Here is a 26,768-nt window from a genome sequence, read left to right on the forward strand (position 1 = left end):
CCTCCCCCATGAGTGCAACCCAGACCGCCCCGGCACGTGACCGGCTGCGTATCGCCATCCAGAAGAACGGGCGGCTGGCCGAGCCCGCCCGCAGCCTGTTGACCGCCTGCGGGCTGAGCTGGCGGCAGAGCCGCGACAAGCTGTTCTGCTACGGCGAATCGCTGCCGGTGGATCTGCTGCTGGTCCGCGACGACGATATCCCCGGCCTGATCGCCGATGGCGTGTGCGACTTCGGCATCGTCGGCCGCAACGAGCTCGACGAACAGGGCGCCGCCCGCCGCCGGATCGGCCTGCCGGATGCCTACCAGGCGCTGCGCGGGCTCAACTTCGGCCAGTGCCGCTTGATGCTGGCGGTGCCGGAGGAGTGGGAATGGACGGGCGTGGAGCAGCTGGCCGGCAAGCGCATCGCCACCAGCTATCCCGCGATCCTGGCCGACTGGCTGGCCGAGCGCGGCGTGGATGCCCAGGTGGTCGAACTGTCCGGCTCGGTCGAAATCGCCCCGCGCCTGGGCACCGCCGATCTGATCTGCGATCTGGTGTCCAGCGGCGCCACCTTGGCCGCCAACCAGCTCAAGCCGGTCGAAACCCTGCTGGAAAGCGAAGCGGTGCTGGCTGGCCCGGTCCGTACACCCGATGACGCTCGCGCCGGTCTGATGGCCATGCTGCTGCGTCGTCTTGATGGCGTGGTGAAGGTGCAGGACAGCAAGCTGCTGATGTTCCGCGCCGCGCTGGACCGCGTCTCCGAGTTGACCCGCCTGCTGCCCGATGCCGATCCGCTGGTGCAGCTGCCCGATGATGGCGGCCACCTGCGTTTGCAGACCATGTGCCACGGTGCATTGACCTGGCAGCGGTTGGAGGACCTGGAGCGCGCGGGCGCGCAGGGATTGATGGTGCTGAGTGTGGAGCGGTCGCTGGCATGAATCGTTTGACGTGGTCCCAATTGGATGCCGGTGCCCAGACGCAGGCGCTGCAACGCCCCGTCCAGGCCGTGGCGGCGCGTACCCGCGAGTCCGTCGCCGCATTGATCGCAGCGGTGCGCGAGGGCGGTGATGCCGCACTGCGCGAGATCACCCTGCGCTTCGACGGGGTGGCACCGGAGACCTTCGAGGTCAGCGAGGCGGAGTTCGCCGCCGCCGAGCAGGCCGTCTCGGCCGAACTGCGCCAGGCGATGATCGATGCCGCCGCACGTATCCGTACCTTCCACCAGGCCGGCATGAGCCAGGGCTATGCGGTCGAGACCGCGCCCGGCGTGCGTTGCGAACGCGTGGTGCGCCCGATCGGTCGGGTGGGTCTGTATGTGCCGGCTGGCAGTGCGCCGTTGCCGTCCACCGCGTTGATGCTGGGCGTGCCCGCACAGCTGGCCGGCTGCCGGGAAGTCGTACTGTGCACGCCGCCGCGCAAGGACGGCAGCGCCGATCCTGCCGTGCTGGTGGCCGCGCGCCTGACCGGCGTGCACCGCGTGTTCAAGCTGGGCGGCGCCCAGGCGATCGCGGCGATGGCCTATGGCACTGACAGCGTGCCGGCCTGCGACAAGCTGTATGGCCCGGGCAATAGTTACGTGACCGAAGCCAAGCAACAGGTTGCCCAGGACGGTGCCGCGGCGATCGACATGCCGGCCGGGCCGTCCGAAGTGCTGGTGATTGCCGATGCCGGTGCCACTCCGGCATTCGTTGCCGCCGATCTGCTCTCGCAGGCCGAGCACGGCCCGGACTCGCAGGTGCTGCTGCTGACCGACGATGCGCGGATGGTGGATCAGGTTGAAGCGGCGGTGGAGGCGCAGCTGGCGCAGTTGTCGCGTGCGGAAATTGCGGCGCAGGCGCTGGCGTCCTCGCGCTTGATCCTGGTCGAGTCGCTGGACGACGCCTTCGCGATCAGCAACCGGTATGCGCCGGAGCACTTGATTCTGGCGCTGCGCGAGCCGCGCGCGTGGTTGGACAAGGTGGAAGCGGCCGGTTCGGTATTCCTTGGCGACTACACCCCCGAAGCGCTGGGCGATTACTGCAGTGGCACCAACCATGTGCTGCCCACCGCCGGTGCCGCCCGCGCCTACAGCGGCGTCAGCGTGGCCAGCTTCCAGAACCTGATCAGCGTGCAGTCGGCCACGGCCGCCGGTATCGCGGCGATCGGCGAATGTGCCCGCGTGCTGGCGCGCGCTGAGGGCCTGGACGCCCACGAGAACGCGGTGACGCTGCGCATGGAGGCGGCCGCATGAGTGCTGCCTCCATCCTCTCCCTGGCCCGTGCCGACCTGCAGGCGTTTGCCGGGTATTCCTCGGCGCGCAGCAGCGCGCTGACCGGTGATGTCTGGCTCAACGCGAATGAATCGGCCTGGGCCAATCCGGCCGACGTTGCCGGTGGCGCGCGCCGCTATCCCGACCCGCAGCCGGCAGCACTGCGCGATCGGCTGGCCGAGCTGTACGGCTGCTCCGCCGAACAACTGCTGATCGGCCGTGGCAGTGACGAGGCCATCGATCTGCTGGTGCGCGCGCTGTGCGAGCCGGGCCGTGATGCGGTGCTGACCACGCCGCCGGTATTCGGCATGTACGCCGTCTGCGCCCGCCTGCAGAACGCGCCGTTGATCGAGGTACCGCTGGTCGATCAGGGCGATGCGCTGGCCGCCGATATCGATGCGGTGATCGCCGCTGCGCTGGGTGGTAATGCCAAGCTGGTGTTCCTGTGCTCGCCGTCCAATCCCGCCGGCAGCGTGATCCCGTTGGCCGAGATCGAGCGGGTGGCCATCGCGTTGCAGGGCAGGGCGCTGGTGGTGGTGGATGAGGCCTACGGCGAATATGCCGAGCAGCCGTCCGCGACCACGTTGTTGAGCCGTTATGAGAACATCGCCGTGCTGCGCACGCTGTCCAAGGCGCATGCGCTGGCCGCCGCCCGCATTGGCAGTCTGATCGCCGATGCTGCCCTGATCCAGCTGCTGCGCCGCTGCCAGGCGCCGTACCCGGTGCCCGCGCCCTGTGCCGAGTTGGCGTTGGCCGGTCTCGGCGCGGAGAGCCTGGCCGTGACCACCCAGCGCATCGCGCAGATCAAGGCCGAACGTGCCCGGCTGCAGTCCGGCCTGGCCGCGCTGCCCGGCGTGGTGCGTGTCTATCCCTCGCAGGGCAACTACCTGTTGGCCCGCTTTGCCGACGCACAGGGCGCATTCGATGCGCTGCTCGCCGCCGGTGTGGTGGTGCGTGACCAGCGTGCCGCGCCGCAACTGGGGGATGCACTGCGCATCACCCTCGGCAGCCCGGACCAGAACGACCGCGTACTCGCCGCCCTGATGGCCCGGAGGGCTGCCGCATGACCCCGATTCTGTTCGTCGACCGCGACGGCACCCTCATCGAAGAGCCCGCCGATTTCCAGATCGACGCCTACGAGAAGCTGCGCTTCGTGCGCGATGTGATCCCGGCGATGCTCAAGCTGCGCGATGCGGGCTATCAGTTCGTGATCGTCAGCAACCAGGATGGCCTGGGCACCGAAGGCTATCCGCAGGCCAGCTTCGATGGCCCCAACGACCTGATGCTGCAGATCTTCGCCAGCCAGGGCATCACCTTCCGTGACGTGCTGATCGACGGCACCTGGCCGCAGGACAACGCGCCGACGCGCAAGCCGGGTATCGGCCTGATGTTGCCGTACCTGCAGGACCGCAGCATCGACTGGTCGCGCTCGGCGATGGTGGGTGACCGCCTGACCGATATCCAGTTCGCCGAGAACATGAAGATCCGCGGCTTCCAGCTGCGCACAGAGCAGTTCGGCGGCGACTGGGAGTGGATCTCGATCGCGCATGAGCTGGCCGATGCGCCGCGCCGGGCCACCGTGCAGCGCAATACCAAGGAAACGAAGATCCGGGTCGAGGTTGATCTGGATCGCACCGCCGAGCCGCAGACCCACACCGGGCTGCCGTTCTTCGATCACATGCTGGAGCAGATCGGCAAGCACGGCGGTTTCGCGCTGAGCGTGCAGGCCGAGGGCGACCTGCACATTGATGAGCACCACACCATTGAAGACACCGGCCTGGCGCTGGGGCAGGCCCTGCGTGAGGCACTCGGCGACAAGCGCGGCATCGGTCGCTACGGTTTCACTCTGCCGATGGACGAAACGCTGGCCAGTGCCGCGCTGGATTTCAGCGGCCGCCCGTACTTCGTCTTCGAAGGTGAGTTCAAACGCGAGCGCGTGGGCGACATGCCGACCGAGCTGGTGCCGCACTTCTTCCGCTCGCTGTGCGATGCGGCCGGGTTGAATCTGCACCTGAGCGTGCGCGGCGACAACGACCACCACAAGGTCGAGGCCTGCTTCAAGGCGCTGGCGCGCGCGCTGCGCCAGGCCTTGCCGCGGCAGGGCACCGCGCTGCCAAGCACCAAGGGGGCGCTGTGACCGAGGTTGCGCTGATCGATGCGGGTGGCGCCAACCTCGGCTCGGTCCGCTATGCGCTGGAACGGCTGGGCGTGCAGGTGCGGCTGGTGCGCGATGCGCAGGGGCTGGAGGGCGTGTCGCGGGTGATCCTGCCCGGCGTCGGCGCGGCCCCGCACGGCATGGCACGTCTGCATGCGCAGGGTCTGGTGCAGCCGCTGCGCGAGCTGCAGGTGCCGCTGCTCGGGATCTGCCTGGGCATGCAGCTGCTGTTCGATGGTTCTGAAGAAGGCCACGTCGAATGCCTGGGCCTGTTGCCCGGGGTCGTGCGCCACCTGCGTCCCGCCACCGGCATCCGTGTGCCGCACATGGGCTGGAACCGGCTGCTGCCGCTGCGCGAGTCGCCGCTGCTGGCCGGCGTGCCGGCCCGGGCCAGCGCGTACTTCGTCCACAGCTACGCCGCCCCCCTGGGCGAAGACACTGTCGCGGCCTGCGATCACGGCGGGCTGTTCGCGGCCGTCGTGCAGCGCGGCCGGCACAGTGGCGCCCAGTTCCACCCGGAGCGTTCGGCCGATACCGGCGCGCGCATCCTGCGTAATTTCATCGAGAACGAACCGACATGAGTTTCATCGTCTATCCCGCCCTGGATATCCGCGAAGGCCGCGTGGTGCGGCTGCTGCAGGGCGACTACGCGCAGCAGACCACCTATGGCGATGACCCGCTGCCGCGCGCGCAGGCGTTTGCCGCGGCGGGCGCGAGCTGGATGCACCTCGTGGATCTGGACGCAGCCCGTGCCGGCGGTTACACGCTGGCACCGCTGCTCTCCTCAATCGCATCTCAGACCAGCCTGAAGGTGCAGACCGGCGGCGGCGTGCGCTCGCGCGATGACGTCGCGCGCATCCTCGACGCCGGTGCCACCCGTGTGGTGGTCGGCTCGGTGTCGGTGCGCGAACCGGAGACGGTGATCCGCTGGCTGCGCGAGTTCGGTCCGGACCGGCTGACCATCGCGCTGGACGCGCGCCAGGCCGAGGATGGCCGCTGGCTGTTGCCGGTGCATGGCTGGACCGAGACCGCCGAGGACACGCTGGACGTACTGGCCCAGCGCTACGCCGAGGCCGGCATGCAGCACCTGCTGTGCACCGATATCGCGCGCGACGGCATGCTGTCCGGGCCGAACATCGACCTCTACCAGCATCTGGCCGCACTGCTTCCCGGCGTGGCGGTGCAGGCCTCCGGTGGCGTGCGCGATGCCGACGATGTGGCCCAGGCCAAGGCCGTTGGCTGTGGCGGGGCGATCCTTGGCAAGGCATTGCTGGAAGGGCGCATGACCCTGGAAGGAGCGCTGGCATGCTGAGCCGCCGCCTGATTCCGTGCCTGGATGTGCGCGATGGCCGCGTGGTCAAGGGCGTGCGCTTCCGCGATCACGTGGACATGGGCGATATCGCCGAACTGGCGATGCGCTACCGCGACCAGGGTGCGGATGAACTCGTGTTCTACGACATCGGTGCCAGCCCGGAAGGGCGCGCCGTGGACGTGGCCTGGATCGAGCGCATTGCGCGCCTGATCGACATTCCGTTCTGCGTGGCCGGTGGCATCAGCGATGTCGAGACCGCGCGGCGGGTGCTGCATGCCGGTGCCGACAAGATTTCGATCAACTCGCCCGCCTTGGGTCGGCCCGAGCTGATTGAAGAACTTGCCGATGCCTTCGGCGTCCAGTGCGTCGTGGTCGGTATCGACTCGGTGCGCGAAGCGGACGGCGAATGGCGCGTGCGCCGCTTCAGCGGCGATCCAGACAAGACCCAGGCAGTGGCGGTACGCACGCTGGACTGGGTGGTGGAGGCGCAGCGCCGGGGTGCCGGCGAGATCGTGCTCAACTGCATGGACAGCGATGGCGTGCGCCGCGGCTACGACGTGGCCCAGCTGCGCCAGGCGCGTGCGCTGTGCCAGGTGCCGCTGATCGCATCCGGCGGTGCGGGCGAGATGCAGCACTTTGCCGATGTGTTCGACCAGGCCGACGTTGACGGTGCGCTGGCCGCCAGCGTGTTCCACAGTGGCGCCATTGCCATTCCCGCGCTCAAGCAGTTCCTGCGCGAGCAGCAGATCGAGGTTCGAGATGTCTATTGAGGTAAGTTCCATTGACGTGCAGCCGTCGCGCGAAGCGCTGGCGCAGCTGGACTGGGGCAAGGGCGATGGCCTGTTGCCGGTGGTGGTCCAGGACGCGGACACGCTGCGCGTGCTGATGCTGGGCTATGCCAATGCGGCGTCGCTGGAGCACACCCTGGCCACGGGCCACATGACTTTCTACAGCCGCAGCAAGCAGCGCTTGTGGACCAAGGGCGAGTCCTCCGGCAACGTGCTGGCGGTGACCGCCGTGCGGATCGATTGCGATAACGACACCCTGTTGGTGAGCGCCCGCCCGGCCGGGCCGACCTGCCATACCGGCAGCGAGAGCTGCTTCCCGCAGGCACCGGGCAACTTCCTGGGCCGGCTGGATACCGTGGTGCGCGAACGCGAGCAGCAGCGCCCGGCCGGCAGCTACACCACGTCGCTGTTCGACGGCGACATCCGCCGCATCGCGCAGAAAGTGGGCGAGGAGGGCGTGGAGACCGCGCTGGCAGGGGTGGTGCAGGACGATGACGCGCTGCTGGGCGAGTCGGCCGATCTGCTGTTCCATCTGACCGTACTGCTGCGTGCGCGTGGGCTGTCGCTGGACGATGCGGTCGCGGTGTTGGCGGCGCGCCACGCCGGGTAAGCACGGGCTGCACATCGTTTAACGTCGGTGAAACGCGGTGCAGGCGATGATGTGCGGCTCTACACTTCCCCACCCCCGACCGGACCGCCCCCGATGACCCGTACTGCCGCCTGGCTGGCTTGCCTGCTGTTGATGATTTCGCCTGCCTGGGCTGCTGAAACGACGGTCACCGGCAAGGTGTATCAGGAGCGCGACGGCAAGCCGGGGCGTGGCCCGACCGATCCCGGCTTGGCCGGCGTGCAGGTCTCCAACGGGGATGTGATCGTGCGCACCGCCGCCGATGGCAGCTACAGCCTGCCGGTGCGCGAGGGCCAGACCGTCTTCGTGATCAAGCCGGACGAGTACCGTTTCCCGGCCGCCGCCAATGGGCTGCCCTCCTACTGGCGCCACTACGCGCCGCAGGGGTCGCCGAAGCTGAAATACGACGGCATCCGCGCCACCGGCGGCGCCACCCGCAACTGGGATTTCGCGCTGGAACCGGCCAAGGGCACCGATGCCGCACGCAACGGTTTCGAGATGCTGGTGTTCAGTGACTCGCAGACCGCCAGCCGTCAGGACATCGGCTATTACCAGCGCGCCATCGTCGAGCCGATCATCGGCAAGCACCCGGCGCGGCTGGGCACCACCCTGGGCGACATCGTCAATGACGACCTGAGCCTGTATCCGGACATCAACAAGGTCACCGCGCAGCTGCAGGTGCCGTGGTTCCACGTGCCGGGCAACCACGACCTGGATATGGACGCCGGCAACGATGCGCACTCGCTCGACAGCTGGCGCGCCGTGTACGGCCCGGATACCTATGCGGTGGAAGAGGGCGGGGCGAGCTTCGTGTTCCTCGATGACGTGGTCTACGACCCCAAGGCCAAGCCGAGCTACGTCGGCGGCCTGCGTGCGGATCAGTTCACCTTTCTCGCCAACTACCTCAAGGGCCTGCAGCGTGATCGCCTGATCGTGCTGGGCATGCACATTCCCCTGTTCGATGCCGCGCCGGGCCGGGAGACCTTCCGCCATGCGGACCGCACCCGCCTGTTCGCGCTGCTCAAGGACTTCCCGAACGTGCTGGTGCTGAGCGGCCACAGCCACACCCAGCAGCACTACTACCACGGTGCCGCCGAAGGTTGGCAGGGCAGCAAGCCGCTGCACGAATACAACGTGGGCGCGGCCTGCGGCGCGTTCTGGTCGGGGGTGAAGGACAGCAACGGCATTCCGGACGCGACCATGAGTGACGGCACGCCGAACGGCTACGCGGTGCTGTCGGTCAAGCCCGGCGGCGAGTACGGGCTGCGCTATTACGTGGCGCGTGCGCCGGACGACTACCAGATCGCTCTGCATGCGCCGAAGGTGCTGCGGCAGGGCGCGTACCCGGCCTGGGGCGTGTACGCCAACGTGTTCATGGGTCAGGCCGATTCGCTGGTGGAATATCGCGTGGACGACGGTGCCTGGCAGCCGATGAAGCGTGTCGAACAGCCGGACCCGCGCCTGCTGCTGGAGAACGTCGCCGATGACACCGCCGAGCGCCTGCGCGGTTTCGACCGCTCGCCGGAAGCCACGCCGTCGCCGCACCTGTGGCGCGGCGCACTGCCAACCAACCTGGCGGTGGGTGAGCACAAGGTGGAGGTGCGTGCGGTGCATGGCGATGGCCCGACCGCGACGGCCAGCACGAGCTACCGTCTGCAGACCGCCAAGCCCTGATCTGCCTGCGCGCCCTTCAGTACGCCACTGTATGGCGGGCGCGGCTTTGCAATCCCCCGGTGATGCCTGAGAATCGCCGGGATTCAATTGATTCAATCAAGGCAAGCGAGTGAGCGCAGCGGTACCGGTTCCGGCCCAACCTGAGATGTCGCCCTATGCGGCCCACCGGGATACTGAGAAAGAAACGCTGATCGTGGCCGATGTGGGCGGCACCTTCGCGCGCGTTGCGCTTGCCACCGTGCAGCTGGGCATTGCGCCGGTGCTGAGCGGCCTGCGTCGCTATGCCTGCGCCGACCACGCCAGCCTGGCCGCGATCCTGGCCGATTTCGTGCGCACCTTGCCCGCGCCGCCGGCCAATGCGGTGGTCGCCATCGCGGGGCTGCTCGACGGCGACCATCTGGTCAACACCAACCTGCCGTGGCCGGTCTCGGTCGCGCAGACCCGTCAGGATTCCGGGCTGGCATCGCTGGCGCTGATCAATGATTTCGAAGCGGTTGCCTATGCGATTCCGCATGTGGCGCCGGACACGCTGGTGGCCCTCAACGGAGATACGGATGCTGCCCCGCGCTGGCCGGCGCTGGTGCTCGGCCCGGGCACCGGACTGGGGGCGGCCCTGCGCTTTGAAGGTGGCGAGCGGCCGGTGTTGGCCAGCGAAGCCGGTCATGCGGCGTTGACTGCCTGCAATGTGTTGGAGCTGGACGTGCTGTCACGCCTGCTGCAGCGTTGGGAGCACGTGGACAACGAACGCGTGCTGTCCGGCGGCGGCCTGATGAACCTCTATCCCTCCCTGTGCGAGATCCGGGGAGTTGCGCCGCAGTGGACCAGCACCGAAGCACTGATAGCGGCCGCGCATGAGGGCGACGATCCGCTGGCAGTGGAGACGCTGGAGGTGTTCTGCGCCTGGCTCGGCAGTCTGGCCGGCGACCTGGCCACGACGTTTGGTGCGCGCTCGGTCTATCTGGCCGGCGGCATCTCCACGCGGGTGGACCGCTTCCTGCGCGACGGCCGCTTCCGCGATCGCTTCCTGGCCAAGGGGGTGATGCGCGACGTGCTGCGCCAGGTGCCGATCTGGCGCGTGGACCATGGCGAGCTCGGCGTGCTTGGGGCAGCGGTCTGGCATGTGGAGCATCGCCGGTCCGCTGCGTAGTTCCTTCGTTGTCGATCCTCTGGAGGTGCACCGATGAATGACCGCAGACGATTCCTTCAGGCGAGCGCGTTGGCCGCCGGTGCGCTGGCATTGCCAACGCTGCACGCGCGGAGCGCACCCGGCGCACGGGTCGTGTCCACCTGGGATTTCGGCGCGGGTGCCAACCAGGTCGCGTGGAAAACCCTGTCGGCTGGTGGCTCCGCGCTTGACGCGGTCGAGGCCGGTGCGCGCTGGGCCGAGAGTGATCTATGCAATCCCACGGTCGGGCGCTGCGGCAATCCGGACCGTGATGGCGTGCTGAGCCTGGACGCCAGCATCATGGACGGCGATGGCCGCTGTGGGTCGGTGGCCGCACTGAGCGATATCGCGCATCCGGTCTCGGTGGCGCGGCAGGTGATGGAAAAGACCCCGCACGTGATGCTGGTCGGGGAGGGCGCGCAGCAGTTCGCGGTGCAGCAGGGCTTCGAACGCAGGAAGCTGCTTACACCGGAAGCTGAAAAAGCCTGGCGCGAGTGGCTCAAGACCGCGCAGTACACGCCCGAGATCAATGCCGAACGGCGCAGCCGCCCCGGCGACAGCAGCAACCATGACACGCTGGGCATGCTCGCCATCGATGCCCAGGGGCGTCTGGCCGGTGCCTGCACCACCAGTGGCATGGCCTGGAAGATGCATGGCCGCGTCGGCGACAGCCCGATCATCGGGGCCGGCCTGTACGTGGACAACGAGGTCGGGGCAGCAACCGCCTCGGGTGTTGGCGAGGAAATGATCCGCAATGCGGCCTCGTTCCTGGTGGTCGAGCTGATGCGTCAGGGCCGCTCACCTGCCGACGCCTGCCGCGAGGCGATCGCGCGGGTGGTGCGCAAGCGTCCCGAGGCAAGCAAGACCCTGCAGGTGTGTTTCCTCGCGTTGAACAAGCACGGTGAGGTCGGGGCGTATGCGTTGCATCGCGGCTTCGTTTACGCGGTCTGCGACAAGGACCGGCAGGACGAGCTACGCGATTCCGTCTCGGTGTATACGAGCGAGCAGACGTGAGTACCCCGCGCCGGGTGTTGGAGATTGCATCGAATTCGGTAGCCTCTGCCTTGGCCGCGCAGCAGGGCGGTGCGGACCGGATCGAACTGTTCGACAACCTGGCCGAGGGCGGCACCACGCCATCGCAGGGCAGCATTGCGGTCGCCCGTGATCGCCTGCAGATTCCGCTGTTCGTGCTGATCCGGCCGCGTCCGGGCGATTTCCTGTACACCGCGCTGGAGACCGAGGTCATGCTGCGCGATATCGCGTACTGCCGTGCGCTTGGCTGCGATGGCGTGGTCATCGGTGCTCTGGAGGCCGACGGCGGTATCGACACGGTGTTGTGCGGGGAACTGGTGTCCGCCGCAGGCCCGCTGGGCATCACCTTCCATCGCGCGTTCGATGCCGCACGTGATCTGCCGGAGGCGCTGGAGCAGATCGTGGCGCTTGGCTGCCAGCGCATCCTGAGTTCGGGCGGGCAGGCCAGCGCGCTGGCCGGGGCCGATACGCTGGCCGCACTGGTGGCGCAGGCAGGCGATCGGATCGCGATGATGGCCGGTGCGGGAATCACGGCAGCCAACATCATGGAGGTCGCCGAACGCAGTGGGTGCATCGAACTGCACGCCTCGGCAAAGGCGACGCAGCGTTCGGCAATGCGCCACCACAATCCGGCCCTGCTTGGACTGTCACCGGACTGGACCGCCACCGACGTGGCGCAGGTCAGCGCACTTCGCGCGGCGCTGGGATAACGTTAAAAGAAACGGCAGCCGCCTGTAGAAGCGCAGCTGCCGTGGAGGACCATTGCCCCGCCCGAAGGCGGGGACGGGTGAGGCTTAGAACTTCCAGTTCACGCCGAAGTACAGCTGGCGGCCGGCATAGATGTTGGACAGCAGGCGGGCTTCGCTGTCACCGCCGATGTAGCTCTTCAGTTCGGACTTGGTGGCGTTGAGCACCGAAGCGGTCACCGTCCAGTCCGGGGTGATGTTGTAGGCCACGTTGAGGTCGAGCTGGTCGTACGGCTTGGTGTAGGTGGTCAGGCCGTTGTTCAGGCCACCGACCACTTCGCCACGGCGGTTGTACGAGGCGCGGGCCAGGATCTTGTCGTTCTCGTAGAAGATCGTGACGTTGGCCTGGTTCTTGGCGCTGCCCACCAGCGGCGAGGCACCGATTTCTTCGCCATCCAGCACGATCGAGGCGAGGTTGGTGTCGTTGTAGGTGTAGTTGGCCTGGACGCCAAAGCCCATGTCGAACGTGTACTGACCGTACACCTCCACGCCCTGCGAAACGCCGTCACGGCCGTTGGCTTCCGTGGCGTACTTCTGCACGGTGACCGTCTGGCCGCCGACCGTCATCTGCTGATCGCGCACCACCGGCACCGTGAAGTTGTCCACGTTCTTGCGGAACAGGGCCACGCCTGCGGCGGAGCCCGGCTTGAAGTACCACTCCAGGCCCAGGTCGAACTGGACGGCTTCGAACGGTTCCAGGTTCTTGTTGCTGCCCGAGCCGTACCAGCCGGGGGTGTCGGTACCGCCAGCGACACGGCGGTCGTTGCTGTACTCCTCGCTGATGTAGCTCAGACCACCCGGGTAGGCGATGCTGGTGTAGCCCGGACGTGCGATGACCTTCGATGCGGCGCCGCGCAGCACCAGGCTGTCGGTGATGTCCCAGGCAATGTTGAAGCTCGGCAGGAAATCGGTATAGGTCTTGTCCAGCGAGCTGAGGGTATACACCTTGTCGCGGACCTGGTTGTCCGGCAGGCGCACGAAGCCGCCCTGGCAGCGCAGGGTCGGATCGGCCGCCGGATCATCGCAGCTCATCGGCGAGCCGTTGGCGTTGTCCACGAAGTAGTCGTTGAAACGCTCGACAGAATCGCTGGACTGGGCGAACTGCTGCGTGCGCACCACACGCACGCCGACGTTGCCGCGGACGCGTTCGGTGCGGAAGTTGGCCTGGAAGTAACCGGAGTAGATCTTCTCGTTGACGTCGTAGACGAAGTCTTCTTCGGTCCGGTTGTGCGAGCCGCCGTAGGTCTGGTTGAGGTAATTGATGTAGGCCGGGTAGTTGACGCCCGGGAACACGTTGGCGTTGAAGCCGCCGGCGATGTTGCTGATCGGGCTGGACAGGAAGAAGCCCGGCTGGGCATCACCGGCGGTGGAATCGCAGCCTGCCTGGTAACGATTGTTGTCATAGTCGGCCGGATCCAGGCCCTGGCAGACCCAGTAGGTGTTGCCGGTGTTGCGGTGGACCTTGCCGTCACGGTACTTGGTGCCGAACTGGATTGAGTCCAGCCAGCCGGCTTCGAACAGCTTGGTGAAGTCGGCCTGGAAGTAGTTCTGTTCAACCTCGGTCTGCATCCACGACGAGTCGGTCGAGCCGGTGTCGACCTCGGCAATGCCGGCCATCAACTGGTCCTGCAGGTCCGGGGAGAACTGCACCGACGGCGTACCGGTCAGGTCCCACGCGGTGTACTGGTTGCCCGACAGATAGTCCGCGCCGACCTTGCGGCGCGGCTTGGCCGACATCCGGAAGTTCATCGACGGGCCACCTTCGGACCACGTACGGCCACCGGTGAAGGACGCCTTCCACAGCGGGCTGATGTCCCATTCGACGGCCAGATCGGCGGTCTGGGAAAGCGCTTTCTCCTTGCTGTAGCCACCGGTCAGCTGCGGAGTGGGCAGGGTGCAGTCGTCCGGACCCCAGCCGCCCGGCGCAAGGCCGGCCGCTGCGGCCTGTTCTTCGCTGCAGATGTAGGCCTTGCCCGGCAGCTTCTCGAACTGCGCGCCGGTCACGATGGTGCCGCTGGGATCGAAATCGAGCCCGTTGAGCAGCCGGCCGCCGGCCCAGTTACCGTCGCCGTTGAAGCGGGCCATGCTCCACTCCGGCACCTTGAGCATGTTCTGGGTGTAATCACCCTGCAGCTCGAAGCGGAAGTAGTTGGCGGTCAGGGTCAGGTTGTCGAGCGGCTTGAACTGGAAGGTCAGCTGGCCGCCCTTGCGCTCGCGCTTTTCTTCCTTCACCGCGAAGTTGACCGAGGTCGGCATGAAGAAATCGCTGTAGTTGCCGCCGGTCTGGTTGTTGAAACCGGACTGCCCCCACCAGTAGTGGATGCCATCCTGCGCCAGTACATTGCCGTTGGCATCGCGCGCGTCACCGGCGCCATACCACTGGTAATCCTCGGTACTGGCTTCCATGGTGCGGCTGGTGCGCTTCTGCTGCGTCACGCCCACCAGCACGCCGAAGCGTTCGTCCTTGCTGTGCCAGGAGTAGAGCGCCGAGGCCTGCGGATCGATGTCGTGGCTGGTGTCCGATGAGGTGCCTTCCAGGTTCACGTAACCCGAGTTGGCTTCCATGTCGAGCGGACGACGGGTATGCAGGATCACCGTGCCGCCGATGCCGCCTTCGTCGATGCGCGCTTCGGGAGATTTGAACAGCTCCGCACTGGACAGCATGTTCGACGGCAGCAGGGTGTAATTGAACGAACGCGAGGCCTCGTTGTTGGTTTCCGAGGTGGCGACGTAGTTGCCGTTCAACTGGGTGAGGGTGAGGTCAGGCGCGAGACCGCGCACGCTGACGCTCTTGCCTTCGCCGCCGCTGCGCGTGATCACCACGCCGGGCACGCGCTGCAGCGCATCGGCGACGTTCTTGTCGGGGAACTTGCCGACGTCCTCGGCGGTGATCACTTCGACCACCGCATTGGCATCGCGCTTCTGCTGCAGGCTCTTTTCGATGGCGTAGCGGTAGCCGGTGACGGTCACGCTGTCCAGCGTGGTTGCATCGGGGGTGCCGGTTGCCGGGCTGGCCTGCTGCGCGAAGGCGCTGGCCGGCACAACAGCGGTGGCCAAGGCACTGGCAATGGCCGCGGACAACCTGACGCGGCGGTGCATGCGTGACATCTTCATTCCACTCTCTCCCTCTCCTGGATTGACACGGTGGCGATACGAATTCTTTGAATCGATCTAATGTTGAAGGCGAATCATCTCGGGCGTCGAGTTGCCTGGCGCGTCCCGCATGCATCGCGTGGGGCAGTCCCCCGGCTCCCCACTTCCGGCAATCGTGACCGTTTTTAGTTGGATCGATCTAAACGATTGGCGGCGAATTTTTAACACGCCCCGCGCCGGGAAGCATGCTGCTCCGCAATATGGAACGGGGCCGAACGTCCTCAGGGCCTGCGCGTGAGCGCGGTGCGGCGCGGCATCGCCTCGGAACCAGGCGTCGCCGCAACTGCAGTGACCGCTGACGCGGGAGCGCATCGGGGGAGGGAGAGTGCGCAGCACGGCTCCAGAGGCGTGGGCAGGAGGCAGCACGAGCCATGTTGCAGCGCAGAATGCATCCCGCGAAATCTCCGTGCTTTACTTAAATCGATCTAAATTCACCGGGGTGTGGATTGGGTACCCCAGTACAAGGAGCCGTCGGCCCCCGTCGCCGTTGGTTCTCGCTGCCGCCACGTCCGACAAGGAGCCCGTGTCCGTGACCCGTTTTTCCCACCATGTTGCTGTTGTTGCTACTGCCGGCGCTCGTCCGGTCCGCCGCCGCCCGCTCGCTGGTCTGGCCTGCCTGCTGGCGCTGAGCTGTGCACCCCTGTTGCTGCAGGCCGCGCCCGCCGCGCTGGAGCGCGAGGTCAACACCTTCATCGGCAGCAAGGATGATGGCAATACGTTCCCGGGCGCCTCGGCCCCGTTCGGCCTGATCCAGGTCAGCCCGATCGGCGAGCACTACGCCGGCTGGCGCTATGACGACCCCAAGATCCGCGGTTTCGGGCATTCGTTCCTGTCCGGTGCCGGCTGCTGGGAACAGGGCGGCCAGGTCTCGGTCCTGCCGGTGACCGGCAGCATCGGCCCGGGCGGTGACTTCAATACCGACGATGCCAAGAGCTTCGACCACAAGCGCTACGCCTCCAGCTACACCCACGACGGCGAAGTCGGTCAGGCGGGCTATTACAAGGTGCGCCTGACCAACTACGGCGGCATCGATGCCGAGGCCACCGCGCGGACCCGCGCGGCCGCCGAGCGCTACACCTTTGCCGCCGATGCCGGCACCGGGCATGTGCTGGTCAACCTCGGCCAGGCCAACGAGCGCCATTCGGTGATCGGCAGCGTGGTCGACGTGGTCGGCGACCGTGCCGTCGAAGGCAAGCTGGTCACCAAGAGCTTCTGCGGTGGGCATCAGTACACCACCTGGTTCCGCATCGAATTCGACCGTCCGTTCAAGGCGTTCGGCACCTGGGGCGAGGGCGGTGGCCTGCCCGGTGCACGGCACGGCATGGAAGGCGAGCTCAAGCCCAGCGGTGCCTGGCTCAGCTTCGATCTGGCCAAGGGCCGCGCGGTGACCGCGGTCACCGCGATTTCGCACGTGGATGCCGAAGGCGCGCGCGCCAACCTGCGCAGCGATGGCATGCAGGGCGATCGCCTGCTCGGCTTCGATCAGATGCGCCAGATGGCCCAGCAGCAGTGGCGCAAGGAATTGGCGGCCGTGCGCGTGCAGGGCGGCAGCAATGACGACCGCACCGTGCTGTACACCGCGCTGTACCACGCGCTGCTGCAGCCGCTGACCGGCAGCGACGCCGATGGCCGCTACCGTGGCTACGACGACAACATCCATCGCGCCGATGGCTGGACCTACTACGAGTATTTCTCGCTGTGGGACACCTACCGTGCGCAGAACCAGTGGCTGGCACTGACCAAGCCCGAAGTCGCGCGCGACATCGGCCGGACCCTGCTGGCCATCGAGGCGCAGGGCGGCTGGCTGCCGCGCTGGGGCTACGCCAATTTCGAAACCAACATCATGACCGGCGACCCGGTCACGCCATTCCTGGTGGACCTGTGGCGCTTCGGCGCACTGGCCGGCCGTGAGGGTGAGGCCTACACCGCGCTGCGCAAGAACGCCTTCGACGTGCCGCCGATGAACTCGCGTCATGCCGGCCGTTCGGGCAACCCGAACTACCTGGCCAACGGCTATGTGCAGTACGACCGTGCGTTCCCCTCCAAGGGCATGGACGTGGACCCGCACCACGGGGGCTCGGCAACGCTGGAGTACGCACTGGCCGACTGCGCGCTGGCGCAGATGGCCGATGGCCTGGGTCATGCTGCCGATGCCGGTGTGCTGCGCGAGCGCGGCCGCAACTGGCACAAGGTGTGGGACCCGTCGGTGCGTGACGAGGAGGGCGACTTCAACGGCTTCCCGCGGCCGCGCATGGAGGATGGTGCGTGGTACCTGCCGGCCGATGGCAAGTACAGCCCGCGCTCGCACCACGGGTTCCATGAAGGCACCGCGTGGCAGTACCAGTGGCTGGCGCAGCAGGACGTGCCGGGCCTGGTCCAGGCCATGCACGGCCGCGAACAGGCCGCGCGCCGCCTGGACACCTTCTTCGCTTACGACGCCCTGCTGACATCGCCGCTGACCGCCGCGCGCAAGGAATGGGTGGTCGGGCCGTACAGCTATTACAACCAGTTCCGCTACAACCCCAACAACGAGCCGGACCTGCACGCGCCGTGGATGTACACGCTGATCGGCCAGCCGTGGAAGACCGCCACCGTGGTGCGCGCCGCGCAGCAGCTGTTCACCAACGCGCCCAACGGCGTCACCGGCAACGATGACCTGGGCACGATGTCCGCCTGGTACCTGTTCAGTGCGCTGGGCCTGTACCCGGCGGTGCCCGGCAGTGGCGAGTTCCTGCTGCACACGCCGCGCTTCGCCCGCGCCGAGATCGACCTGGGCCAGGGCAAGACCCTGACCCTGAAGGCGCCGGGCGCCGATGGCCGTCAGCTGCAGTACGTCCAGAACGTCCAGGTCGATGGCCGCGCGCATGCGCCGGTGTGGCTGGACTGGGCGCAGCTGCAGCGCGGCGGCACCATCGCCTTCGCCTTGGGCAGCACCGCGCCGGAGAATGGCTGGGGCACCCAGGCGGAAGCGCTGCCGGTCTCGTTCTGCGCCACGCCGGGCGCGGTGCTGGAATGAGCAGCAGGTCAACGCGATCGTTTAGGCTTGCACCTTGGTTGAGGAACCCGACGACCCGATGAACGACAAGGCCACCCCCAGCGGCAAAAGCACGCGTGCGGTCACCGTGACCGACATCGCCGAGGCAATCGGCGTGTCGCGCGCGACCGTGTCGCTGGTGCTGCGTGGCAGCCCGTTGGTCAACGTCGATACCCGCGCCAAGGTGGAGGCCGAACTGCGGCGCCAGCGCTACGTGTACAACCGCGGCGCGGCCAACCTCCGTCGGCGCACGTCCTCCAGCGTGGCGCTGGTGATCAATGATCTGTCCAACCCGTTCTTCGCCGAGTTCGCCTCCGGGGTGGATGAGGCGCTGGGTGGCAAGGGCTTCGTGACCCTGCTGGGAAGCACCGGTGAATCGCCGGCGCGGCAGCAGGCTGTGCTGACCACGTTGATGGAACACATGCCGGCCGGGCTGATCCTGTCGCCGGCCGAAGGCAGCGATGCCGGGCAGCTGCGCCAGGTGCTCGGTCATGCCAACGTACTGCTGTTCAACCGGGAACTGCCGGGTGCCGAGTGGGACTTCCTGACCCTGGACAACCAGCAGGGCGCCTACCTGGCCACGCGCCATCTGATCGCGCAGGGCCACCAGCGCATCGCCTTCTATGGTGGCCACGCCGCCTCCAGTTCCTGCCACCAGCGCCGCACCGGCTATGCGCAGGCCCTGGTGGAGGCGGGCATGCCGGTGCAGCCGGAGTGGCTGATCGAATCCTCGCCCAGCCGCCTGGACGCGGCGGCGCGCACCAGCGAACTGTTCGCGCTGGATGCCGTGCCGACCGCAGCGGTCTGCTACAACGACAGCGTCGCGCTCGGGCTGATGCTCGGCCTGGCCTCGCGCGGCGTGCAGCCGGGCCGTGATTTCGCCGTCACCGGTTTCGATGACATCTCCGAGGCCTCGGTCGCGATGCCGCCGCTGACCACGTTGACGGTCAACCCGCGCGAGCGCGGGCAACAGGCCGCCGAGCTGCTGCTGCAGCGATTGGATCACCCGGAAGCGTCGCCGCAGCGTACTGTGGCACCGGTTCAACTTCGTATCCGCGAAAGCAGCGGCACGCCTGTCGCCTGAGATCGCCCCTTTTCACCTGCTCGCGCAATGAGGCGCGTACCTGAATGCCCATTTCCCCAACGCCCCGTCTCCCGACCTCATCCTCCGCTGCGCCCGTGGTGAACACGCGTGTCGCGCTGGCCGTGGCGACCACGATCTTCTTCATGTGGGGCTTCCTCACCTGCCTCAACGACATCCTGATCCCGCATCTGAAGGCGGTGTTCGACCTGACCTACGCCCGCGCGATGCTGGTGCAGTTCACCTTCTTCGGTGCGTACTTCCTGATGTCGGTGCCGGCCAGTCGGCTGGTCGCACGGCTGGGCTACAAGAACGGCATCGTGGCCGGTCTTGCCATTGCCGCGGTGGGCGCGCTCGGCTTCTGGCCGGCGGCCGAGCTGCGCGTGTATGAGGCCTTCCTCGGCGCGCTGTTCGTACTGGCCACCGGCATCACGGTGCTGCAGGTGGCGGCCAATCCTTACGTCGCGCTGCTGGGCCCGGAGCAGACTGCCTCCAGCCGCCTGACGCTGGCGCAGGCCTTGAACTCGCTGGGCACGGCGATCGCGCCGATCTTCGGCGGGCTGCTCATCCTGGGCAACACCGTCAAGACGGCCGACGAGATCAATGTGCTGCCGATGGCCGAACAGCTGGCCTACCGCACCCAGGAAGCCCAGTCGGTGCAGGGCCCGTATGTCGGCCTGGCGATCGCGCTGGTCCTGCTTGCCGTGTTCGTCTATCTGTTCCGCCTGCCGGCACTGAATGAGACGACCGAGCAGAACAGCGGCGACAAGCACACCCTGATGGAGGCGCTGCGTCACCGCCATGTCCGCTTCGGCGTGCTCGGCATCTTCTTCTACGTGGGCGCGGAAGTGGCGGTGGGCAGCGTGCTGGTGAATTACCTGTCGCTGCCGAACATCGGCGGCTTCAGCGAGCAGCAGGCCACGCATTACGTTTCTGCGTACTGGACGATGGCGATGATCGGCCGCTTTGCCGGTTCGGCCATCATGACCCGCTTCTCGCCACGCCTGCTGCTGACCCTGTTCGCCAGCATGAACGTGGCGCTGCTGGCCTTGACCATGCTCAGCCAGGGGCAGGTGGCGCTCTACTCGGTGGTGGCGATCGGCCTGTTCAATTCGATCATGTTCCCGACCATCTTCGCGCTGAGCATCGAACGTCTGGGCACCCTGACCACCAAGGCCTCCAGCCTGTTGATCATGGCGATCGTCGGCGGAGCGCTGATCCCGGTCCTGCAGGGCAAGCTGGCCGACCATATCGGCCTGCAGCCGTCCTTCATCCTGCCGCTGCTGTGCTACGGCTACATCATCTTCTACGGCCTGTGGGGCTCGCGCCCGGCCGCTGGAATCCGCCAGGGAAATTGAGGCCAAGATGTCCAAGATTGTCTGTTTCGGCGAGATTTTGATCGATCTACTTGCCCAACCGCCGGCGTCTCCCGATACGCCGCGTGCGTTCCTGCAATATGCCGGCGGCGCGCCGGCCAACGTGGCCGTGGCGGCCGCACGGCTGGGCGCGGACACGCATTTCGCCGGCATGCTCGGTCAGGACATGTTCGGCGATTTCCTCGCCGAGAGCCTGGCAAGTGCAGGCGTGGCGACCGATTGCATCGTGCGCACGGATGAAGCCAAGACGGCGCTGGCGTTCGTCGCACTCGATGCCAGCGGCGAGCGCAGCTTCAGTTTTTACCGCCCGCCGGCGGCCGATCTGCTGTTCCGCAGCGCGCACTTCCACCCGAACTGCTTCGAGGGCACGCGCAGTTTCCATGTGTGCTCCAACAGCCTGACCGAGGCGGAGATTGCCGAGGCCACGCTGGAGGGCATGCGGCGCGCGCGCCAGGCCGGCGCGATGGTCAGCATCGACCTCAACCTGCGCCCCGCGCTGTGGCCGACCGGTGTCGATCCGCTGCCGCGCCTGTGGGAGGCGCTGTCGCTGGCCGATCTGGTCAAGCTGTCGCGCGAGGAACTGGAGTACCTGGCGGCCTCGGTGGCTGATGGCGGTGCGGCGGTGATCGAGCGCCTGCTCGGCGCGCAGGCACAGGCGGTGGTGATCACCGACGGCGCCGCGCCGATCCGCTGGCACACCCGCCACGGCAACGGCGTACTGACGGGTTTCCAGGTGACAACCGTGGATTCCACCGCGGCCGGCGATGCCTTCGTGGGCGGCCTGCTGTTCGGCATCGGCGAACGCGGCGGTGACGCCACGGCGTTCGCGGCGTTCTGCGCCGAACAGACCGGTCTGCTCGAGGCGATCCACTTCGGCGCGGCCGTGGGTGCACTGGCGGTGACCCGCAAGGGCGCGTTCGCCGCGATGCCCAGCCTTGGGGAAGTCCAGCAACTGCTGCAGCAACAACAGGAAACCGCCGCATGAGCACCACCACCGCATCCCAGCCCGATTTCCGTTCGCCGGATTTCCTGCGCGCCCATATCGCGCGCACGATGGCGTTCTATCAGCCACATGAAATCGACCCCAACGGTGGTTTCTTCCACTACTACCGTGACGATGGCAGCGTGTACGACGCCAGCCACCGTCATCTGGTCAGCAGCACGCGTTTCGTGTTCAACCACGCGATGGCTTACCGCGAGTTCGGCAAGCCCGAGGATCTGGCGGCGGTCGAACACGGCGTGCGCTACCTGCGCGACGTGCATCGCAACCCGGCCACCGGTGGCTACGCCTGGACCCTGCGTGACGGCGTGGTCGAAGATGCGACCAACCACTGCTATGGCGTCGCGTTCGTGCTGCTGGCCTACAGCTGCGCGCTGAAAGCAGGCATTACCGAGGCGCGTGCGTGGATGGACGAAACCTGGCAGCTGCTGGAAACGCGCTTCTGGGAACCGGCGTTTGGCCTGTACAAGGACGAAGCCGATGCCGACTGGAACTTCAGCGACTATCGCGGCCAGAACGCCAACATGCACATGTGCGAGGCGATGCTGGCCGCGTTCGAAGCCAGTGGCGAGCAGCGCTATCTGGATCGAGCGCTGCTGCTGGCCGACCACATGACCCGCCGCCAGGCCGCGCAGGGCGATGGCCTGGTGTGGGAGCACTACGACACGGATTGGCAGATCGACTGGGACTACAACCGCGACAACCCCAAGCACCTGTTCCGCCCCTGGGGCTTCCAGCCAGGGCATCAGACCGAGTGGGCCAAGCTGCTGCTGATCCTGGATCGCCATGTACAGGTCGACTGGCTGGTGCCGACCGCGCGGCATCTGTTCGATGTGGCCGTGGCGCGCAGCTGGGACGCCGAGCGTGGCGGGCTGTACTACGGCTTCGCGCCAGATGGCAGCGTCTGCGATGACGACAAGTATTTCTGGGTGCAGGCCGAATCGCTGGCCACTGCCGCACTGCTGGCCAAGCGCACCGGCGATGCCGTGTACTGGGACTGGTACGACCGCCTGTGGGCGTATGCGTGGGCACACATGGTCGACCACCAGTACGGCGCGTGGTTCCGCATCCTGGATGCGGACAACCGCAAGTACAGCGATGAGAAGAGCCCGGCCGGCAAGACCGATTACCACACCATGGGCGCCTGCTACGAAGTGCTCAACGTCGTGCGTTGAATCCGGTAGAGCCGACCGTCGGTCGGCTGCCCTGAAACCCCGGTAGAGCCGACCGTTGGTCGGCTGCTCCCACAGCCAGGCAGGTCCCCATGCGCGCGCACAGCCGTCTCCATGTCGTTGCACCTGCCTGCTGGCTGTTGCTGGTCCTGCTGGCAGCATGGGCACTGCCCGTGGCAGCCGCCCCGCTGGCGGCGGAGTGGTCATTCCGCCTGATGCCCGGCGATGCCCAGCTTCGTGCCCACCCGCAGCTGGCGCAGTGGCGTGCCGCACAGGTACCCGGCGCGGTGCATACCGATCTGCTGGCGCAGGGGCTGATTGCCGATCCCTACGTGGGCGCACCGGAAGCCGGTCTGCAGTGGATCGGCCTGGCCGACTGGGAATACCGCGCACGGTTCGATGTGGACGCGGCCACGCTGGCGCGCGCGCATGCCGAGCTGGCCTTCGAAGGGCTGGACACGTTCGCCACCGTCACGCTCAACGGCCAGCCCCTCCTGCAGGCCAATAACAGCCACCGCACTTGGCGTGCGCGGGTGGATGGCCGGTTGCGGTCCCACGGCAATGAACTCCGGATTGTGCTGCGGTCGCCGATCCGCACCCTGCTGCCCAGCGTGCAGGCGATGCCGCACAAGATTGCCGGCAACTACCCCTCGCCCTATGGCGATGAGCCCAAAGACGCGATGGTCGGCAATTTCGTGCGCAAGCCGGGCTACCACTTCGGCTGGGATTGGGGCCCGCGGTACGTGACCGCCGGCATCTGGCGGCCGGTGAAGCTCGAGAGCTGGGACGCACAGCGCTTGACCGCGATGGCGGTGCATACCCGCAGCCTGGATGCGGCCAAGGCGGACCTTGAGATCGCGGTGGAGGTGGAAAGCGCGGCGGTGGGCTCGGCTGCGGTGCGGATCGAGGTGCTGGACCCCGACGGTGGGCGCGTGGCGCGCATCGACCGCAAGACGCTGCTCAAGGCCGGTGACAACCGCATCGCAGTGCCGGTGGCGCTGCAGACGCCGCGTCGTTGGTGGCCGGCCGGGCAGGGCGAGCAGGCGCGCTACACCGTGCGTGCCACCTTGGCCCCGGATACGTCGGGTGCGACCTACATTGAGCAGCGCACCGGCCTGCGCACCGTCGAGCTGCGCCGCGAAGTGGACCGCAACGGCGGGCAGGGCTTCGCATTCGTGATCAACGGCGTGCCGATCTTTGCCAAGGGCGCGAACGTGATTCCGTTCGACATGTTCCCGGCGCGTGTGGACGCGGCGCGGATCCGGCGCGAGCTGACCGCGGCGCGCGATGCCAACATGAACATGCTGCGCAACTGGGGCGGCGGCTATTACGAAGACGATGTGTTCTTCGATATCGCCGACGAACTCGGGCTGCTGGTCTGGCAGGACTTCATGTTCGGTGGCGGCATGCAGCCGGGCTACGACCCGGCATTCCGCGCGAACGTGGTCGAAGAGGCGCGGGACAATGTGCGCCGCCTGCGCCATCACCCCAGCGTGGTGCTGTGGTGTGGCAACAACGAGGAAGAGACCGCGTGGAAGGACTGGGGCCACGGACGTGACCTGACCGCTGCCGATCCTGCCTTCGCCGCCAAGGTCTGGCAGGGCTATGTGGACCTGTTCGGCAATGATCTGCGCCAGGTGGTGGCCGAGGAAGGGCTGGGCGTGCCGTACTGGTCGAGCTCGCCGAGCAATGATCTCGACCAGAAGGCCAACGATTCCACCCGCGGCGACAAGCACTACTGGCAGGTGTGGGGTAATCCGGCGCTGCCGGTGACCGCCTACCTGCGCGAGACGCCGCGCTTCATGTCCGAATACGGCCTGCAGGCCTGGCCGGTGCTGCGCACGCTGGACGGCATCATTCCCGCCGCCGAGCAGCAGGTGGACAGCCCAATGGTGCGCGCGCACCAGAAGTTCATGGCGGGCGAGGGCAACCAGCGCCTGCTCAAGTACATCGAGGAGGAGTACGGCACGCCGCGTGACTTCCCCACGTTCGTCTACCTGAGCCAGGTGATGCAGGCCGATGGCATCCAGCTCGCTGCCCTGCATCACCGGGCCTCGCGGCCGTACACGATGGGCTCGTTGTACTGGCAGCTCAACGACGTCTGGCCGGGGGCGTCGTGGTCCAGCATCGACTACGCCGGGCGCTGGAAAGCGCTGCATTTCCACGCCAAGCGCTTCTTCGCCGACCACGCGGTGGCGGCACTGCGCGATGAAGGGGTGACCCGGGTGAGCCTGCTCAACGACCGTCAGCAGGGCCTGCAGGCCACGTGGCGGCTGCGGGTGATCGACCTCGATGGCACCCAGCGCAGCGAGCAACGGCACACCGTGGCAGTGCCACCGCTGTCCGCGCTGGAGGTGGGGCAGTTCGCCGATGCCGACCTGTTGAAGGGCGCTGATCCTGCGCGGACCGTGGCGGTGGTGGAGTTGTTCGATGTTGCGACGCTGTTGTCGCAGCAGGTGGTCTACTTCGTACCGGCCAAAGCGTTGGCGCTGTCACCGGCGAAGATCGACAGTGAGCTTCGCACCGATGGCGACGGCTATCTGCTGACGCTGCGCTCGCCCACGTTGGTGCGGGCGCTGTGGATCGACTTCGATGGGCTGGACGCCGCGTTGGAAGACAATGCGCTGGACCTGGTGCCGGGTGAAACGGTGACGATCCGGCTGCGCGCGGAGACGGACCTGGCGACGCTGCGCAGCGCATTGCGCCTGCACTCCTTGGCAGATATCCGGAGGTAGGGCCACGCCATGCGTGGCTGGCGTGGTACCGGAATCGTGCGAAAGGCATCCACGCATGGCGTGGATCTACCTTGAATCACGAGCGGAAAGGATCCACGCGTGGCGTGGATCCACCGGTTACAGCGTGATCTGCTGGAAGTTCTCGGCGCGGTCGTGGCCATGGGTGGCCTCACCACTGCGCGGCAGCGGGTAATCGTCCAGGCGGTCGATCAGGCGCGTCTGCAGGCCGGCGTCGCGCGCGGCATCCAGCTCTTCCACCACATCGGACAGGAACAGAATCTGCGCGGCCGGCACGCCGATCGCCTCGACGATACGGCGGTAGCTGTCCGCCTCACGCTTGCCGCCGACTTCGGTGTCGAACCAGCCCGAGACCAGCCCGGTCAGGTCGCCCGCTTCGCTGAAGCCGAAGAACTGCTTCTGCGCCGGCACCGAACCGGAGGAATACACGTACAGCGGCTTGCCCTCGGCATGCCAGCCCTTCAGAACGGCGGCCACCTCCGGGTAGAAGTGCGCTTTGTAGTCGCCGTTGCGGTACCCGGCTTCCCAGATCATGCCCTGCAGCGCCTTGAGCGCGGTGTGCTTGCGGTCCTGGTCGATCCAGCCCTGCAGTGTCTCCACGACCAGGCTGTCCTGGCAGGCCCCACCGATCTCCACCGCTACCGCGTCCAGCCAGCGGCGCACCTGCGGCTCCTGGCCGTGCGCGGCGACGAACGACGGCAGTGCCTTGCGCGCATACGGGAACAGCACGTTCTTGACGAACGAAATGCTGCTGGTGGTGCCCTCGATATCGGTGAGGATGACGGTCGGATGCGGCATGGATCAGTCGGCCTGGTGCTGTGCGGGGTGGTAACGCGGGAAGGTCTGGGCGATGTCGCTGCCGGTGAAATGGCCGACCCAGCCGTCCGGCTCGGTGAAGAAGCGGATCGCCACGAAACTCGGTTCCTCGCCCATGTCGAACCAATGAGTGATCCCATCGGGCACGGCGATCAGATCGTTCTTGACGCACTCGATCTCGTAGACCTTGCCGTCCACGTGCAGGGTGAACAGGCCCGACCCGGCGACAAAGAAGCGGACCTCGTCTTCCTTGTGGAAGTGTTCGTCCAGAAACTTCTTGCGCAGTTCGGCGCGGTTCGGGTTGTCCGGCGCGATCGAGGCGACGTCCACGCTCTTGAAGCCATGCGTGGCGACCAGACGGTCGATATCGACCTTGTAGGCAGCGAAGACCTCGTCCTGGCTCGCGCCCGGCGCGACCTCGTGGGCCGCCTGCCAGCGCTCGAACGTGACGCCGATCGGCTTCAGCTCGGCGGCGATTGCCTCGCCATCCCGGCTGTCGAACAGCGGCACGTCCGGGGCGGTGTCATCAAAGATACGGAGTCGGCTCATGGCGGCGGCATCGAGGCGAAAAGGGGAAGGAAAGGGTACCAGTGCGGCGCCGAGGTGGGGGCGACGCACTGATGCCGATGCGCGGAATACAGATTCTCTTCAGG

General features: G+C 67.1%; 21 protein-coding genes. 18 read left to right on the forward strand and 3 right to left on the reverse strand.

The features are described 5' to 3' along the window. The first annotated feature begins 8 nt into the window (after positions 1-8). The 12 genes from hisG (at position 9) to ABE464_RS02125 (ending at position 11,694) form a co-directional block, all read left to right on the forward strand. On the forward strand, positions 9-920 hold the full coding sequence (gene hisG / locus ABE464_RS02070; protein ID WP_121036643.1) for an ATP phosphoribosyltransferase: 912 nt from the start codon (positions 9-11) through the stop codon (positions 918-920). Continuing rightward, complete coding sequence (gene hisD, locus ABE464_RS02075; protein ID WP_346470523.1) at positions 917-2,212, forward strand: histidinol dehydrogenase; 1,296 nt, start codon at positions 917-919, stop codon at positions 2,210-2,212. Before hisG ends, hisD begins: the two co-directional genes overlap by 4 nt. Further along, the gene (gene hisC, locus ABE464_RS02080) at positions 2,209-3,297 is read left to right on the forward strand and encodes a histidinol-phosphate transaminase (protein ID WP_346470524.1); all 1,089 of its coding nucleotides are present in this window, start codon (positions 2,209-2,211) and stop codon (positions 3,295-3,297) included. Before hisD ends, hisC begins: the two co-directional genes overlap by 4 nt. Beyond that, positions 3,294-4,367, forward strand: coding sequence for a bifunctional histidinol-phosphatase/imidazoleglycerol-phosphate dehydratase HisB (hisB, locus tag ABE464_RS02085; RefSeq protein WP_346470525.1), 1,074 nt, complete (start codon positions 3,294-3,296; stop codon positions 4,365-4,367). Before hisC ends, hisB begins: the two co-directional genes overlap by 4 nt. Then, positions 4,364-4,966 (forward strand): imidazole glycerol phosphate synthase subunit HisH, encoded by a 603-nt coding sequence (hisH, locus tag ABE464_RS02090; protein ID WP_070472962.1) that lies wholly within the window; start codon positions 4,364-4,366, stop codon positions 4,964-4,966. Before hisB ends, hisH begins: the two co-directional genes overlap by 4 nt. Then, positions 4,963-5,697: a 1-(5-phosphoribosyl)-5-[(5-phosphoribosylamino)methylideneamino]imidazole-4-carboxamide isomerase gene (hisA, locus tag ABE464_RS02095; RefSeq protein WP_346470526.1), complete on the forward strand. Its 735-nt coding sequence runs from the start codon at positions 4,963-4,965 to the stop codon at positions 5,695-5,697. Before hisH ends, hisA begins: the two co-directional genes overlap by 4 nt. Further along, a complete protein-coding gene (gene hisF, locus ABE464_RS02100) occupies positions 5,691-6,467 on the forward strand; it encodes an imidazole glycerol phosphate synthase subunit HisF (RefSeq protein WP_152150670.1) in 777 nt (258 codons plus the stop codon). Before hisA ends, hisF begins: the two co-directional genes overlap by 7 nt. After that, complete coding sequence (gene hisIE, locus ABE464_RS02105) at positions 6,457-7,095, forward strand: bifunctional phosphoribosyl-AMP cyclohydrolase/phosphoribosyl-ATP diphosphatase HisIE (RefSeq protein WP_346470527.1); 639 nt, start codon at positions 6,457-6,459, stop codon at positions 7,093-7,095. Before hisF ends, hisIE begins: the two co-directional genes overlap by 11 nt. Before the next feature lie 93 nt (positions 7,096-7,188). Next, positions 7,189-8,787, forward strand: a complete 1,599-nt coding sequence (locus ABE464_RS02110) for a calcineurin-like phosphoesterase family protein (protein ID WP_346470528.1) — start codon at positions 7,189-7,191, stop codon at positions 8,785-8,787. Positions 8,788-8,932: 145 nt separating this feature from the next. Next, a complete protein-coding gene (locus tag ABE464_RS02115) occupies positions 8,933-9,934 on the forward strand; it encodes a glucokinase (protein ID WP_346470529.1) in 1,002 nt (333 codons plus the stop codon). Positions 9,935-9,967: 33 nt separating this feature from the next. After that, the gene (locus ABE464_RS02120; RefSeq protein ID WP_346470530.1) at positions 9,968-10,966 is read left to right on the forward strand and encodes a N(4)-(beta-N-acetylglucosaminyl)-L-asparaginase; all 999 of its coding nucleotides are present in this window, start codon (positions 9,968-9,970) and stop codon (positions 10,964-10,966) included. Next, positions 10,963-11,694: a copper homeostasis protein CutC gene (locus ABE464_RS02125; protein ID WP_346470531.1), complete on the forward strand. Its 732-nt coding sequence runs from the start codon at positions 10,963-10,965 to the stop codon at positions 11,692-11,694. The genes ABE464_RS02120 and ABE464_RS02125 overlap by 4 nt, the downstream gene beginning before the upstream one ends. An 84-nt stretch (positions 11,695-11,778) precedes the next feature. Here the strand turns inward: ABE464_RS02125 and ABE464_RS02130 are convergent, their stop codons facing one another. Beyond that, positions 11,779-14,844, reverse strand: coding sequence for a TonB-dependent receptor (locus tag ABE464_RS02130; protein WP_346470532.1), 3,066 nt, complete (start codon positions 14,842-14,844; stop codon positions 11,779-11,781). A gap of 655 nt (positions 14,845-15,499) precedes the next feature. Here ABE464_RS02130 and ABE464_RS02135 point away from each other — a divergent pair. From ABE464_RS02135 to ABE464_RS02160, 6 genes are all read left to right on the forward strand, one after another. Further along, complete coding sequence (locus ABE464_RS02135; RefSeq protein ID WP_346470689.1) at positions 15,500-17,899, forward strand: GH92 family glycosyl hydrolase; 2,400 nt, start codon at positions 15,500-15,502, stop codon at positions 17,897-17,899. A gap of 58 nt (positions 17,900-17,957) precedes the next feature. Continuing rightward, positions 17,958-19,001: a LacI family DNA-binding transcriptional regulator gene (locus tag ABE464_RS02140; protein ID WP_346470690.1), complete on the forward strand. Its 1,044-nt coding sequence runs from the start codon at positions 17,958-17,960 to the stop codon at positions 18,999-19,001. A 44-nt stretch (positions 19,002-19,045) separates the two neighbouring features. Then, positions 19,046-20,356, forward strand: coding sequence for an L-fucose:H+ symporter permease (gene fucP / locus ABE464_RS02145; RefSeq protein WP_346470533.1), 1,311 nt, complete (start codon positions 19,046-19,048; stop codon positions 20,354-20,356). 7 nt (positions 20,357-20,363) lie between these two features. Then, complete coding sequence (locus ABE464_RS02150) at positions 20,364-21,359, forward strand: carbohydrate kinase (RefSeq protein WP_346470534.1); 996 nt, start codon at positions 20,364-20,366, stop codon at positions 21,357-21,359. Continuing rightward, positions 21,356-22,549, forward strand: coding sequence for an AGE family epimerase/isomerase (locus ABE464_RS02155; RefSeq protein WP_346470535.1), 1,194 nt, complete (start codon positions 21,356-21,358; stop codon positions 22,547-22,549). Before ABE464_RS02150 ends, ABE464_RS02155 begins: the two co-directional genes overlap by 4 nt. Positions 22,550-22,638: 89 nt before the next feature. Next, on the forward strand, positions 22,639-25,281 hold the full coding sequence (locus ABE464_RS02160; protein ID WP_346470536.1) for a glycoside hydrolase family 2 protein: 2,643 nt from the start codon (positions 22,639-22,641) through the stop codon (positions 25,279-25,281). Between the two features lie 117 nt (positions 25,282-25,398). On the opposite strand, the gene mtnC is transcribed toward ABE464_RS02160, so the two are convergent. Continuing rightward, entirely contained in the window at positions 25,399-26,097 is a 699-nt protein-coding gene (gene mtnC, locus ABE464_RS02165) for an acireductone synthase (protein WP_346470537.1), read from the reverse strand. 3 nt (positions 26,098-26,100) lie between these two features. Continuing rightward, on the reverse strand, positions 26,101-26,664 hold the full coding sequence (locus ABE464_RS02170; RefSeq protein WP_346470538.1) for an acireductone dioxygenase: 564 nt from the start codon (positions 26,662-26,664) through the stop codon (positions 26,101-26,103). Positions 26,665-26,768: the final 104 nt, after the last annotated feature.

It is taken from the genome of Stenotrophomonas sp. TWI587, assembly GCF_039674145.1.
Classification (GTDB): domain Bacteria; phylum Pseudomonadota; class Gammaproteobacteria; order Xanthomonadales; family Xanthomonadaceae; genus Stenotrophomonas; species Stenotrophomonas maltophilia_AY.